9 protein-coding genes are annotated in these 14,645 nt (G+C 49.4%); 4 read left to right on the forward strand and 5 right to left on the reverse strand.

Features of this window, described 5'->3' with window-relative positions; all coding sequences use genetic code 11:
* Positions 1–139 precede the first annotated feature (139 nt).
* The 4 genes from putA to HMPREF3144_RS04405 form a co-directional block, all read right to left on the reverse strand.
* On the reverse strand, positions 140–4,120 hold the full coding sequence (gene putA, locus HMPREF3144_RS04390) for a trifunctional transcriptional regulator/proline dehydrogenase/L-glutamate gamma-semialdehyde dehydrogenase (protein ID WP_070476621.1): 3,981 nt from the start codon (positions 4,118–4,120) through the stop codon (positions 140–142).
* Between the two features lie 282 nt (positions 4,121–4,402).
* Complete coding sequence (locus HMPREF3144_RS04395) at positions 4,403–5,215, reverse strand: aspartate dehydrogenase (RefSeq protein ID WP_070476623.1); 813 nt, start codon at positions 5,213–5,215, stop codon at positions 4,403–4,405.
* A 60-nt stretch (positions 5,216–5,275) separates the two neighbouring features.
* Positions 5,276–5,650 carry a glutaredoxin family protein gene (locus tag HMPREF3144_RS04400; protein WP_070476625.1) on the reverse strand — a complete coding sequence of 125 codons (375 nt, stop codon included), beginning with the start codon at positions 5,648–5,650 and terminating at the stop codon, positions 5,276–5,278.
* 19 nt (positions 5,651–5,669) lie between these two features.
* The gene (locus HMPREF3144_RS04405) at positions 5,670–7,040 is read right to left on the reverse strand and encodes an FAD-binding oxidoreductase (RefSeq protein WP_070476628.1); all 1,371 of its coding nucleotides are present in this window, start codon (positions 7,038–7,040) and stop codon (positions 5,670–5,672) included.
* A 261-nt stretch (positions 7,041–7,301) separates the two neighbouring features.
* Here HMPREF3144_RS04405 and dsrO point away from each other — a divergent pair, with 261 nt between their 5' ends.
* The 3 genes from dsrO to HMPREF3144_RS04420 are packed head-to-tail and all read left to right on the forward strand — an operon-like array spanning position 7,302 to position 12,291.
* On the forward strand, positions 7,302–8,075 hold the full coding sequence (gene dsrO / locus HMPREF3144_RS04410; protein ID WP_036559091.1) for a sulfate reduction electron transfer complex DsrMKJOP subunit DsrO: 774 nt from the start codon (positions 7,302–7,304) through the stop codon (positions 8,073–8,075).
* A 16-nt stretch (positions 8,076–8,091) separates the two neighbouring features.
* The gene (gene nrfD / locus HMPREF3144_RS04415) at positions 8,092–9,180 is read left to right on the forward strand and encodes an NrfD/PsrC family molybdoenzyme membrane anchor subunit (protein ID WP_070476630.1); all 1,089 of its coding nucleotides are present in this window, start codon (positions 8,092–8,094) and stop codon (positions 9,178–9,180) included.
* Positions 9,181–9,195: 15 nt separating this feature from the next.
* The gene (locus HMPREF3144_RS04420) at positions 9,196–12,291 is read left to right on the forward strand and encodes a molybdopterin-dependent oxidoreductase (RefSeq protein WP_036559098.1); all 3,096 of its coding nucleotides are present in this window, start codon (positions 9,196–9,198) and stop codon (positions 12,289–12,291) included.
* A gap of 157 nt (positions 12,292–12,448) precedes the next feature.
* On the opposite strand, the gene HMPREF3144_RS04425 is transcribed toward HMPREF3144_RS04420, so the two are convergent.
* Positions 12,449–13,405, reverse strand: a complete 957-nt coding sequence (locus HMPREF3144_RS04425) for an AEC family transporter (RefSeq protein ID WP_036559101.1) — start codon at positions 13,403–13,405, stop codon at positions 12,449–12,451.
* Positions 13,406–13,568: 163 nt separating this feature from the next.
* Between HMPREF3144_RS04425 and HMPREF3144_RS04430 the strand changes: the two genes are divergently transcribed.
* Complete coding sequence (locus HMPREF3144_RS04430) at positions 13,569–14,522, forward strand: bile acid:sodium symporter family protein (RefSeq protein WP_048767977.1); 954 nt, start codon at positions 13,569–13,571, stop codon at positions 14,520–14,522.
* Positions 14,523–14,645 lie beyond the last annotated feature (123 nt).

Here is a 14,645-nt window from a genome sequence, read left to right on the forward strand (position 1 = left end):
CCTTTGCATATTGGAAAAAAGTGAAAGTGTGTTTATTTAAAAGTATTTATTTAAAATAATCAAGCCTTATCGGGCTTGAAATCCGTGCTTTCAGCAATTGCGCACAACATGTTTCAAGCCCTCACTGCCTGCTCTCAGATTAAATCATGGTCATTAGGGTGGCGTTACCTCCTGCTGCGGCCGTGTTAATGCTTAGAGAGCGCTCAACGCAGAGCCTTTCGGCACGGTACAGTTGCCCCGCTTTCAGGGCTTCGCTACTCAGTGCTTGCGGTTGAATAATGGCTGCCTCATAATTGGCTAAGGCCTGTGCTAAAGGCTTTAAGCGGTCACTGTCACCTTCAAATAAGGCCGCATCCAGTGGCTTCGCCTGATCCTTGAGTAATGGCTCTAAGGCGGGCTGTAGCTCAACATAGGCTTGAACTTCCGGCGGTAATTGTGCTCGTAAATTCTGACTATCTAAGGCTGCCTCCGTCACAAAGACGGCCTGATTACCCCCCGCTAGGCACGCAGCCAATTGCACTTTAAAACCTAATGCCGTGCTTGGCATACATAGCACACGACCGCGTGGTAATAAGCGGTAAATATTACGCTCACCAGTAGGGCCGGGTAGCGTTTGACTATAGCCCAGGGTCTGCTGATTTAAAGTTTTTTCCACTAGGGCGGCTTCCTCGGCCTCAGCGTGCGTCTTAATCCACTCGCGATAATGTTGAATCGCATTGAATGCCGCCGCATCCCTGGTTTCCTCGTTGAATGCATCAGGATCCAGGGTTAAGGCTGGGCTTTGTTGTACTAAACGATGTAGGTAGAGCGGTCCACCTGCTTTCGGGCCTGTACCAGACAGCCCTTGACCACCAAAGGGCTGTACGCCCACCACCGCACCGACAATATTGCGGTTCACATAGACATTACCTGCTTTGATTTGTGCAGTTAGTTTATCAATGCTTTCATCAATACGTGAATGCACGCCAAAGGTCAGACCGTAGCCGCTGGCATTAATCTGCGTCATTAAGTCATTTAACTGCTCGCGACGGTAGCGCACAATATGCAGCACGGGACCGAAGACTTCGCGCTCCAAATCGCCTGCCTGATTGATTTCAATGATGGTGGGCGGAATAAAGGTGCCGTGATTTGTGTGCGCAGGGCGAGGCAACTGTTCAACCTTAAAGCCTTTGCTTCGCATTGATTCAATATAATCGGCGATGTTCTTTTGTGCTTCCGCATCAATGACTGGCCCCACATCAGTGCGTAAGCGGTCAGGGTTGCCTAAGCATAATTCCTTCATGGCCCCTTTGATCATGGTGATAATGGCTTCTGCCACATCCTCCTGCACACATAATAAGCGTAAGGCGGAGCAGCGTTGACCGGCCGAGTCAAAGGCCGAATTAATCACGTCGGCAGTCACTTGTTCAGCCAAGGCAGAGGAATCCACAATCATGGCGTTAAGACCACCGGTTTCGGCAATCAAAGGAATCGGCTGACCCGCTGCATTTAAACGCTGTGATAGGGTGTCGGCAATGGCTTTGGCAACCGCCGTGGAGCCCGTAAAGAGCACCCCCTGGATACGTGCATCTGCCACTAGCGCAGCCCCCACATCCCCCTCACCAGGTAGTAGTTGTAGCGCTGCTTCCGGCACGCCTGCTTGATGTAGTAACTTCACCGCATAATAAGCAATTAAGGGTGTTTGTTCTGCTGGCTTGGCAAGCACCACATTACCGGCTGCCAAGGCCGCACTGATTTGCCCCAAGAAAATGGCTAGGGGGAAATTCCACGGGCTAATGCATAGCACAGGGCCTAAGGGTGGATGGGTGTCGATTTCAAAGTTTTCTGCCACTTGGCGTGCATAGTAACGTAGAAAATCCACCGCTTCACGTAGTTCGGCAATGGCATTGGGGTAGCTTTTGCCCGCTTCACGTACCGCTAGCGCAATAAAATCCGAACTTTCATGTTCTAGTAAATCGGCTGCTTTAAGTAGATAGTCGGCACGTTCCTGGGCTGGTGTGACTGCCCAAATCGCTTGTTCCTGCTCGGCACGTGCTAAGGCAGCAGCGATTTCCTCCGCATTACTAAATACGGCTTGACCAATGATATCGCGCTGATCGGCCGGATTAATAATATCGATTAATCGTGCTTGCGCCGCCGCTGGCCATGTTTCACTGTCTTCACCATGCTTAAAGCTTGCTGGTAGGGCTAAGCGATGTTTTAGGGCGCTCGCTAATAAACCCGCCGATAGTGAGGCTAAGCGATGCTCATTGGATAGATCTAAGCCGAGGGAATTTAATCGATCCTCACCTTGGCTTTGATAGAGCTTGCGCGGCTCCGGAATCATTGGATGGGCTGAGCCTAACGGTTCAATGGCACGAGCGACATCAACCGGGTTGGCAATTAAGCCGTCAATAGCGATCTCTTTATTGGCAATTTGGTTAACAAAGGATGAGTTAGCGCCATTTTCCAATAAACGACGCACCAAATAAGCCAGTAGCGTTTCGTGAGAACCAACGGGGGCGTAGATACGGCAAGGACGATTGAGCTTGCCGGCACTGCTGGCGCCCACGACCTCCTCGTATAGCGGTTCACCCATACCATGTAAACATTGGAACTCAAACTGCCCCTGATAGTAGTTATTGCCCGCCATATGGTAGATGGAGGCCACGGTTTGTGCATTATGCGTGGCAAATTGCGGGAAAATAAATTCTGGGGCATCTAATAGCTTACGTGCGCAGGCGAGATAGCACACATCGGTATGCACTTTGCGCGTATAGACTGGGTAACCCTCCAAACCGTCAACTTGCGCTCGTTTGATTTCGCTATCCCAGTAAGCGCCTTTGACCAAGCGGATCATCAGTCTGCGCTTAGTGCGGCGTGCCAGATCAATAACGTAATCAATTACAAACGGCGCGCGTTTTTGATAGGCTTGAATCACAAAGCCAATGCCATTCCAGCCACTAAGTGCCGGCTCATGGCAGAGACGCTCTAAGAGGTCAAGCGAGAGCTCTAAGCGATCGGCTTCTTCGGCATCAATATTAATGCCGATATCGTAGCGATGCGCTAACAGGGTTAAGTCGCGTAAGCGTGGATACAGCTCTGTCATCACGGTATCGTAGCGTGAACGCGAGTAGCGCGGGTGCAGAGCGGAGAGTTTAATGGAAATGCCCGGTCCCTGATAAATACCCAAGCCGGCGGCACTTTTACCGATGGCGTGAATCGCTTGCTCATAGGCGGCGTAGTAGTTTAAGGCATCGGCATCCGTCATCGCTGCTTCGCCCAGCATATCGTAGGAGTAGTTAAAGCCTTTATTAACCCATTTGCGACTGTTGGCGAGGGCGTTGGCGATGGTTTGACCGCAGACAAAATGCTCTCCCATCAGTCGCATCGCTCGATCTACCCCTTGGCGAATTAAAGGCTCACCGCCTTTGGCGATGAGACGGCTGAGGGCAGATGACATCCGCTTTTCACTGTTGGTGGAGACAAGTTTGCCAGTGATCATTAGACCCCAGGTTGCGGCATTTACAAATAAAGAACCGGAGCTGAGGTGCGATTGCCAGTCACCACGGCTGATTTTGTCGCGAATCAAGGCGTCACGGCTTTCTTTATCTGGGATGCGCAACAAGGCTTCGGCTAAGCACATTAAGGCGACGCCTTCTTGGCTGGACAGAGAGTACTCATGAATTAAACCATCGACGCCACTGCCGATGCGCTTATTGCGTAGGGCATCAACCAGTTTGCGGGCAGTTTGTAAAATGGCATTTTTTTGTTCGCCGGGATCGGCCAAGGCCAATAACATCGGTAGACATTCTGGCTCGCTACGACGATAGGCGGCAGTAATGGCGGCACGCAAAACCGATTGGGCGGCGATGTTTTGTGCAAAATGTAAAAAGGGCTGACGCTGCTCCTCATTGCTCGGGCTAAGACCGGCCTCTTCTAAATCCGCTAGGCTGACAGCCTCTGAGGCTAAGGCATGTTGCAGGGAGGCGGGTAGACGTCCGGCCTCAATTTCCTCCAACATGGAATAAATGGATTGCTTAATAAACCAATGCTGGGTACGACCGATGCGTTCGGCGGCCTCACGGATACGCTCTTTTAAAACGGGGTCAACCTTGACGCCCAAGGTGGTGGCACTCATCACATTCTCCTAAGGTGGGTTGCAAACGGCGTAAAAAAGGTGCAACCTTTTATACTTTGCGGTTGTTTTATATAGCTTTTGCCATATTTGAACAATCAGGAATAACCCTTGATAGGATAAAAATAAGCGTAAAAATAATAGGATAGCTGGTGTTTATTAGGGGGGTAGGGGTGCAACCAGGGTGTTGGGCGAGCCTCTAACGCAGCTCCTGAGCAACCGCCTTAGGCTCTCAACGCACGCTAGGCCGTTGGTACTAGCAGTCAAAGCCTCGCAAGTCGCTGTTTAAGCAATTCTTAACTGCGCAAACTCTTTTTTCACCACGGCAGCAATGCTTTGCGCAACCACCCAGGAGGATTTAGGATTACTCGGTGCAGGGGTATTGCTGAGTTGCAGACGCATTTCGCCATATTCACTGCGGATCAAAATATGGTGTTGATTTTCTTGAATGTGAGGATCGACCACTACCCGCACCTGTGTTTGCTCCATGCCAATCCCGGCCAAGGCGAGGGTGGCGGCAACATTAAGATTTTGTGGGTAGCGTTTAGCGGCTTCAGCGGCCGAACCCTCAAACAGCGTTAAAGGCTCCTGCACCGATGCCGGTGCAATGCCTAATGCTACAAGCTCTGGCAACCACGCAGCCACCGGTTTATGTGATTCGTAAATAACCTGTAGCGCTGTTGCTCCTTGAATGGATTGGAGATAGTCTAAACCGGCAATGGCGCCAGCCGGCAGGAGAATACGGCGCTGAAACTGCTGCGCCACTTTAAGTAGCTCGGCGTACAAATCCGTATCGGCCAAGGCGCCAATGGAGCTGATTAACACATCGGCGCCGGCACTTAAACAGGCAGGCACATATTGGGCCACCGCTGCCTGTCCCGCTGCTTCAATCACTAAGTCTGGCTTAAATGACCAAAGCCGTGCCGGCTCCTGCGTAACCTCGGCTGTCGTGGGTAGGTTTGCTAAGTCGGCATCACTGAGTGCTGAGCGCGTATGTACTAAGATGGCAATGTGATGCGTGTCTATCAATGCCTGCAATGCCTTTAAGACATCCTTGGCAATGGCGCCGTAGCCAATCACAGCAATACGTTTTATCATGACTTAATTAAATCCTCTAGCAATGCGACTACGACCGTCTCTCCCGCTCAATAGCAGGACTTAAAGTGAGCCGAACTGATCCTGTAAATAGTTAATAATATCTTGCGACTCGTACATCCACTGTACCGTGCCATCCTCATGCTCAATGCGTAAGCAAGGCACGGTGCGTTTACCGCCACCACTAATTAATGCTTGCTCGGCTTGCGGATCCTTATTCACATCATGCGTTTGTATCGCTAAATTCAACTTATGCATTTCACGGCGTACCTTAATGCAAAAAGGGCAGCCGTGAAACTGGTATAAGCACATCTTGGCGGTGCGTGCATTAACCTCTGCCTGCGCTTCTGCGCTGCGTTGTCGTGGTGTAGGTCGCGTCAGTTGGTCGACGCTGGCAAGGATACACCCTAAGCCGTTTCTAAGTGCTTTGGCTAACATGCGCTTTCTCCTGAATGCATTAATCAATCACACGCCCTGGATTCAGGGTGTTGTGCGGGTTAAGTAGTTTACGGATGAGCGACATTAACAGTAGCTCTTCACCGCTACGGCTATGGTGCAAAAATGGCTTTTTAATCACCCCAATACCATGTTCCGCAGTGACACTGCCATGATGTTTTTCAACGATTTCATAGACTAATTGCTCAACCGGAATATAGTCCTCCTCACGCATTTTACCCGTGGTAAGGTGTAAGTTACCGTCGCCCAAGTGGCCGAATAACTGACACTCTATCTGTGGGTAGGCAGCAGCAATAGCAGCCTCCGCCTCCTCGATAAACTTAGGCATATCTCGCAATGGGATGCCAATATCAAAGGCTACGTAGGGGGCACGCGCACGCATGGCCTCCGCAGCCGCATCACGTAATACCCATAGCGCTTTAGCCTGGGTCATATTTTGCGGAATAATGGCGTCATCAGCTAGGCCTGCTTCAATCGCGTGCTCTAAAAAGCGCTGGAATTTTTCTTCTAATTGCTCGTCATCAGCGCCTTCAATTTCAATTAAGATGTAATGCGCATAAGCGCCCTCAAAAGGTATCTCAGATTGTGTGACCTCGGCCGCGACCGAGATGTAGTTTTTCCACATAAGCTCAAAGCTAGAAAGCTCAGGCAGTTGAGCACGGGCGGCCTTTAATAAGTCCGTGACTTGCGTAAAACTGTCAGTGGCCAGGAGGGCGGAGTAGCGTCGTTGCGGTTTTGGAAAGAGTCGTAACATGACCTTGGTGATAATACCGTAGCGACCCTCTGTGCCGATAAAGAGGTGCTTTAAGTCTAAGCCTGTGTTATTTTTGATCAGGCGTCGCAACATATTGAGTACGGTACCATCAGGTAGCACGACCTCAATCCCCATCACTAAGTCACGTGTGGTGCCGTAGCGTAGCACGCGATTACCACCCGCATTGGTGCTAACATTGCCACCGATACGGCAGCTGCCGCGCGCACCCAGATCCAGTGGGAAGTACCAGTCTTTGGCCTCAACCAATTGGCATAGCTCCTCTAACACCATACCGGCCTCAACGCAGAGGGTGCCGCCAACCTCGTCGAACTCCACTACTTGATTCATTTGTCCCATATTGATGATGACTTCATCATCTTGCACCGTGGCGCCGCCGGCTAGACCGGTGAGGCCACCTTGCACCACTGCCTTAATGCCATACTCGGTGCAGGCGCGCATAATGGCGGCCACCTGCTCAGTGCTTTTAGGGCGAAATACAGCCAAGGGCTTGCCCGGCTTGATATCGGTAAAATCCGTTAAAAATTGGGTGTATAAACTTTCATCCTTAATCGGTTGTAGGGATGCGGTTGCTTGTAGGAATTGTTCCTGTGCTGTCATGGATGCGTTCCTTAAAAAAAATAGCGATGCGGGTATTTTACTCGCTCTAGCTTATAAATTAAACGCTATGCCGCTTCAACAAGAGCAGCATAACAAAGCTTTTTTACTATTGTACGTCAATTGATCTACATCAAGTGTTAGCGCTAATTTTTCTTAAAAAGCCCCAAAACTAGATGATTTCATCTAGTGAGGGTAAGAACTTCCGATAGGCAAAAAAATAGCCGACTCCTAGAATAAGCATATAAACAAAAGGAGTTAAAAATGAATACTCACGTCAACTGTAAACACCAAGTCGAAAAGTCGCGTCGTAGCTTTTTAAAGGGGATACCCGTGGTGACGGCGGGTGCCGTGGCAATGCCTAAGGTGGCAACCGCCTCCACCCCCGATGATGCGAGCAAATACTGGGCCATGTTAATCGATGTGCGTCGTTGCATCGGTTGCCAAGCCTGTACCATGACCTGTATTCAGGAAAATGCCGTGCCTGAGGGCAACTTCAGAACCATTGTTTCCTCCTACAGCGTCAAAATGTCGGATGATCCGACAGAACAACAGGCCGGCTCCTACGTTTTGCCGCGACTCTGTAATCATTGCGATAAGCCACCTTGCGTGCCAGTTTGTCCGGTCGGTGCAACCTATAAGCGTAAAGACGGTATTGTGGTGGTCGACAGCGACCGCTGTGTGGCCTGTGCCTACTGTGTACAAGCCTGTCCATACGATGCGCGCTTTATTAATCCCGTAACGCATAAAGCCGATAAATGCACCTTCTGTTTGCACCGCGTTGAAGCGGGCTTGTTACCTGGTTGCGTTGAAACCTGTGTGGGCGGCGCCCGTATCTTTGGTGATTTAAACGATCCTGAGAGTGAAATTCGCCAACGTATGGAAGAGCATAAGTCCGAACTTAAAGTGTTGAAACCGGAAATGTCAACGGAACCACGCGTTTACTACATTGGCTTAGACGATCGCTTTACCGACAAAATCGAGGGTGATAGCACCCTATGGAAGCCACGTAATCGTGGTGAAGCGGCTAAGGCTTAGGGCGTAGGAGAGAATCATGGAAGCACAAATTATTGAAACCTTAAACATCACCCACAAAGTGGGTTGGTTACCGTGGGCAGTGCAGTACTTCTTTTTAATTGGTATTTGCTATTGCTCATTCTTACTATCCCTACCGGGGGTTGTATTTAAAAAGCCTCAGTGGAAGGTGGCGTCTAACTATGCCCTGATTGTTATGCTCACCTGTGGCTTAATTGCACCCGTTGCGCTATTGGCTGACTTACACCAGCCGGGACGCTTTATGAACTTCTATTTGCATTTCCAAAAAACGTCATGGATGTCGTGGGGTTCGATTTTCTTGGTGTTCTATGTGGCGTGGATGGTAATTTACGGCTTTTTAGCCTTGCAGCCCCTACTCAAAGAATCCGCTGCAGCGAATCACCGTTACGCTAAATTGGCTGCTTGGGTGACGCTTAAAAAGCAACCTAAGGCGACTTGGCTTAAGGTAGCTGCCTTATTTGCTTTTATTGGCGCCATGTTAGTGATGGTGTACACCGGGATGGAGGTCGCGGTGATTAAATCACGCCCGATGTGGAATAACTTTGCGGTACCGGTGCAGTTTGTCTTAACCGCCATGGCGGGTGCTGCGGGTGCTGCCTTAATCCTAAACTTTTTTACTGCCAATCGCGGCGATAAAGCGGTGATGAATCCTTTGGTAAAGGTGATTTTCTGGGCCCAATTAGCGATGGTGGTGGTAGGCGGTATTTGGTTGCTCTTAGGCTTTAGCGGTCTAAGCCCGAAAATTGCTCAGGCCATGAGCTTAATTACCTTTATTAATCATTGGGAGCTATTTACCATCGTTGGCGTGCTGATTGTGTTTGCCACCTTATTAATGGCTTGGCGCTTCCCTGGTAATGGCTTGTTATTAGGCTTATTGACGGTGATTACGGTATGGATGTTCCGCTGGACCGTGTTTATGGGTGGTCAGGAAATTCCTAAAACCGGTGCTGGTTCTTATAGCTACACCCTACCGTGGGGTCCAGATGGTTTATTGGGGATTGTTGGCACCTTAGGTTTATGTGTCTTTGTGTATATCGTCTTAACTTCCCTCGTGCCTTTAAGACAGTTGGATTTAGAAGAGAATTAATCTAGGAGTACTATCATGAAATTAAAGCGTAGAGAAATGATTGCAGCCGGTGGTCTGGCGGCCGGTGCGCTGGGTTTTTCACAAACTCTTAGTCGTATGGCTCATGGGATGCTGGCAAAAAAAGATCCCAAAGAGGATAAGTTAAACGGTTATTCGCACGAGCCGGAGTATCGTGTGAATAAAGAGACTGGTGAGATCACGCTGAATCCGAAGCAGCAGGTTAGTTACACCACTTGCTTAGGCTGTACCACCATCTGTGGTGTGCGTGTGCGCATTGATAAGGAAACAGGTCGTGTGCTACGAGTGGGCGGTAACCCTTTCCATCCATTGGCAGCGGCCAATCACTTACCCTATGAAACCTCGGTTAAAGACAGCTTTATCGCTACCTCACAGCATCAGGAGTTAGGGCAACGAAATCGTGCCACGCTTTGCGGTCGTGGTAATGCGGTAAAAGAGCACCATAGCTCGCCATTCCGTGTATTGCAACCCCTCAAGCGTGTGGGTCCACGTAACTCAGGTAAATGGGAGCCCATCTCCTTTGAGCAATTAATTCGTGAAGTGGCCGAAGGCGGTGATTTGTTTGGTGAAGGTCATGTCAAAGGCTTTAAAGAATTACGCGATTTAAAAACGCCGATCAAAGCAGAGGCCCCAGAATTTGGTCCCATTGCGAATAAAGTGGGGGTTATCACCTCGGTCAACGATGGTCGTGAGGCCTTAATACGTCGCTTCTGGAACCAGTCATTCGGTACGCAAAACTTTGTGCGTCACGGTGCTTGGTGTGGTGGCTCTTGGCGTTCAGGTTCGGGTGCAGTGTTCGGGGATCACCGAGCCATGCCGCACGCTAAGCCGGATATGGAAAATGCGGAGTTTGTTATCTTTATTGGTACCGCGCCGGGTGCAACCGGTAACCCATTCCGTCGCACGGGTGAGTTAATTGCCAAAGCACGTACGGACGGTAAAATGGATTACGTCATCATTGACCCCGTGCTGAGTAATGCCGATAACCGCGCCGCCGGTGACCGTTCTAACTGGGTGCCAATTATCCCAGGTACGGATAGTGCCTTATTGATGGCGATGATGCGTTGGATTTTTGAAAATGACCGTCATAACAAGGACTATTTATCTTGTGCTAACCCTGAATATGCTGAGTCGCGTGGTTTTCCATCGTACTGTAGCGCTGCTTGGTTAGTGATTCAGGAGCCGAGCCATCCGCGTTACGGTAAGTATTTACGCGGTTCCGATATTGGCGTAGAGATTGAGGAAGAAAAGCGCTACGGTGATGATGACCCATATATTGTGCTCAATGAGCATAATGAATTTGAGTCGGCGATTAATCTAATGAGCCCAGCGCAATTAGAAGCGCCAGAGGGTTTATTATTAAACGGCAAAGATATCAAGCTAAAAACTGCCTTACAGCTACTCAAAGAATCCGCTATGCGCCAGACCATTGAGGAGGCGTCAGCCTATTGTGGTATTCCAGTACCAGTGATTGAAGGCTTGGCTGATGAGTTTACCTCACACGGCACCAATGCCAGTATTGTGGCGCACGGTGGCATGATGTCAGGTAATGGCTTCTACAATGCCTTTGCGGTGGTGACCTTAAATACGCTCATTGGTAACCTTAATACCAAGGGTGGTTTTGTGATGGGCGGTGGCGGCTTCCGTGATGCAAGTGCCGGTCCTCGTTATAACTTAGTTGATTTTGAGGGCAAGGTGCAGCCACGCGGTATTCCTATTGGTCGTAATGTACCGTTTGAGCGTACCAGCGAGTTTAAACGTCGTAAGGAAGCGGGTGAGCCTCTCTATCCGGCACCAACCCAGTGGTACCCTAATGCGCCGGGTTTAGGTACGGAGTGGTTTGCTTCCATTGCCAATGACTATCCATACAAATTGGATGCCTTGATCCTTTGGATGTGTAACCCGGTGTACGGTATTGCTGGTCTCAAGAAAAAGTTTGAAGAGCAGTTACTCGATCCGAAGAAAATTCCGTTGATTGTCTCAATCGATCCATTTATTAATGAGACAAACTGCTATGCCGACTACATTGTGCCGGATAGCTTGCTGTATGAAAGCTGGGGTTGGGTCTCGCCGTGGAACGGTGTGCCTACAAAAACCATGGCAGCACGTTGGCCTGTGGTCGAAGCCGCCGCAGCCAAAACACCGAGTGGTCAGCCGATTGCGGTGGAGAGCTTCCATATTGAGCTAGCTAAGTACATGGGCTTACCGGGCTTTGGTAAGGAGGGTTTAAAGGACGCTGATGGTAATCCGGTACCCTTAGAAACGGCTGAGGACTGGTACTTCCGTGGCGGGGCCAATATTGCGTATGCCGGCGGCAAGCCAGTGCCTGATGCGACTGATGAAGACTTGCTTTTCTCCGGCGTAGAGCGTATGCGCGCAGATTTAGAAAGCCGTTTAAAGCCAGAAGAGTGGCGTAAAATTGCTTATCTCTACACCCGCGGTGGACGCTTTGAAAATGCCGATCAAGCGCAGGATAAAAACAACCCTGAGTGGCAAAAGCATCGCTTTAGCAATGTACTGTGGATTTGGAATGAGAATGTCGGCAGCTCCAGAAACTACCTTAACGGCGAGCATAACTGGGGCACGGCACAGTTCCGTGAGCCGCACTTCTCTAACGGTACACCGATGCGTGAGATTTATAGCGAAGAGGATTGGCCATTATTATTGGTGAGCTTTAAATCGCAGTTGCTAAGTCCGTATACCATCGGTACCTCCTTGACGATTTTAAAGCCGGATAATCCGATGATTATTCACCCGGATGATGCCAAGCGCTTTGGTTTAACCACCGGTCAAGTGGCCAAGGTCTCAACTCCAGGCGGAGCGGTTGAAGGTACGATTATCGTGTACCCAGGCGTGATGCGCGGTTGTGTGGGCATTGAGCATGGTTTCGGTCACACTGAGTTGGGCGGTCGTGCGCACCAAATCGGTGATCACACCTGGCCTGATGCACCCTTTATTCGTGCCGGGGTCAATATTAACGATATTGGCTTAACCGATCCGACCCGCAACCATGAAAATATCTGGGTTGATAGTGTGTCCGGTGCGGTCGTGCGTAATGGCTTACCTGCCAAGGTGGAGCCTATCGCAGGCTAAGAGGATGCGGCAAGGAGGGTTACTCAAGGACCCTTAACAATAAGCTTGAGCTAGCAGCATGATGGCTCCCCCGCATCTTCTGCTAGGATGACCGACCAACTTCGTGTTAGTAAGTTGGTCGGTTATTTTTTGTGTGTTCGAGAGCGTAATGGCTTTGCTAAATTAATCCAAAAAATCGCAATAGGGTTAAGCTGACGGCCATGGTTGGCATGGCGCCGACTGTGGTGATGCCAATGATATTGGCAGCGGCAACGTCATTAGCTCCCATTGCTTTGGCCATAACATAGCTAGCGGCAGCGGCGGGAGAAGCGGTCATCAGTAGCATCACACCGAGCTCCATGCTACTCAAAGCAAAGACTAAGCCGACAATCACGGCTACGATGGGGGCGACAATTAAGCGACCCACACTAGACCACATGGCAATATCGCTTGCGCTGAAGATTTTTCTAAAATCTAGCGTTGCGCCCGCACAAATTAAGGCTAGGGGTAAGGCCAGACTCGACACATAACCGCCGGCTTCGGCAATGAGTGAAGGGATGGGCACATGCAGCCATTTACAAGCGAGCGACAATAGGATCCCGATAATTAATGGATTAGTGACGATTTGGCGAGCCATTAATAAGGGGTTGAATTTTTTGTTGCCAGTGGCTTTGCTGAGCGTAATCACGGCAAGCACATTAAGTAATAGCGTGAGCACACCACCAAAAATAGCGGCAATGGCAACACCGTTAGCGCCGTAGGCACTACTAACAAATGCTAAGCCAATAATCATCATATTGGCTCTAAATACACCCTGTACAAACACGCCATGATCGCGAGGCGCTTTAACCAGGCGACGTGCCACCAGCTCCGCACCTAGAAAGAGGCTCATGATCGTAACCACACCGGCTAGGATCAAATTAAGGTTTTCCAATAAGTCGGTATCGCTGCGATAAATACTAAAAAAGAGTAGTGCGGGCAGGGAATAATTAAACACGATTTTTGATGCTTGATCACAAAAGCGCTGATCAATTTGGTCGGAACGACGTAAATACCAACCCAACACCAATAATAAAATACTAGGTAGCGTGACGCCCACCGAGAAGAGCATCGCATCTAAAAACGATCCCGTCATAACACCGCCAAAGAAAAAATTAAAACATCATTTGAAACGTGAGCGATTTTGCGCACTTGCTCATTCTATCAGGCAACAATAAGCGACTAGCGGCGGCTTGTCGAAGGTAACAATTTAACACTAGGATATACTAGTGGTATTTTGATTGGAAAGAGAGAGTTCGATGATTATAAGTTTTAGTCGTTTTGTTCAAAAAACCTTTGCCCTGTGGGTTTTACTTTTTGCTGCGATTGCCTTTATAAATCCTACGCTATTTCGCTTCGTAGGACCCTATATTGCCTTGATTTTGGGGGTGATCATGTTCGGTATGGGCGTCACCATGACGGTTGATGATTTTAAAGGTGTTCTAAAGCAGCCGAAGTCTGTTCTGATAGCGACGGTAGCTCAGTACACCATCATGCCCTTATTAGCTTATGGGCTGTGCATTCTATTTCAACTACCGGCAGAAATAGCGGTTGGGGTGATTCTGGTGGGATGTTGCCCTGGGGGTACCTCGTCTAATGTGATGACTTATCTGGCACGTGGTAATACCGCTTTATCCGTCAGTACGACCGCAGTGTCTACCGTGCTATCCCCGCTCTTGACGCCAGCGATTTTCTTTTTGCTCGCAAGCGAATGGCTTGATATTAACGCAGTCGCTATGTTTAAAAGCATTTTACAAATTGTGCTGGTACCCATCGTCTTAGGTTTGATTGTGCGCTCTGTGTTGGGTAAAAAGGCCGCCTCCTATGGTGAGGTGATGCCTTTAGTGTCCGTCATCGGTATTGTGCTGATTGTCGCTTTTGTGGTGGGTGCCTCCAAAGATCGCATTATCGAATCGGGGCTGCTAATCTTTGCAGTGGTTGTTTTGCATAATGGCTTGGGTTATTTGATCGGCTTTATCGTAGCGAAAGTTTGCCGCCTAAATTATGCCGATCAGAAAGCGGTCTCGATTGAGGTTGGTATGCAAAACTCAGGCCTGGGTGTTGCTTTGGCGGGCGTGCATTTTGCGGCGAGTCCAGTAACGGCGGTGCCAAGTGCTATCTTTAGTTTTTGGCACAATATTTCAGGGCCTTTATTGGCAACCTATTGGGCTGGTAAAGGCAGTGCAGCAGACACTACGCCGAGCACCAAGTAATTGATACAAAACTGGGCGCCAAGTGCGCCCAGTGATCTTTAGGTAAAAAAATCGTTTTTTATCTTGTTTATCAACAATTGCCGTAAGACCCTTTCCTTTAGGTGGGTGATGTAAGGCAAGTAT

The sequence above is a fragment of the Oligella sp. HMSC05A10 genome, from assembly GCF_001808335.1.
Classification (GTDB): domain Bacteria; phylum Pseudomonadota; class Gammaproteobacteria; order Burkholderiales; family Burkholderiaceae_B; genus Oligella; species Oligella urethralis.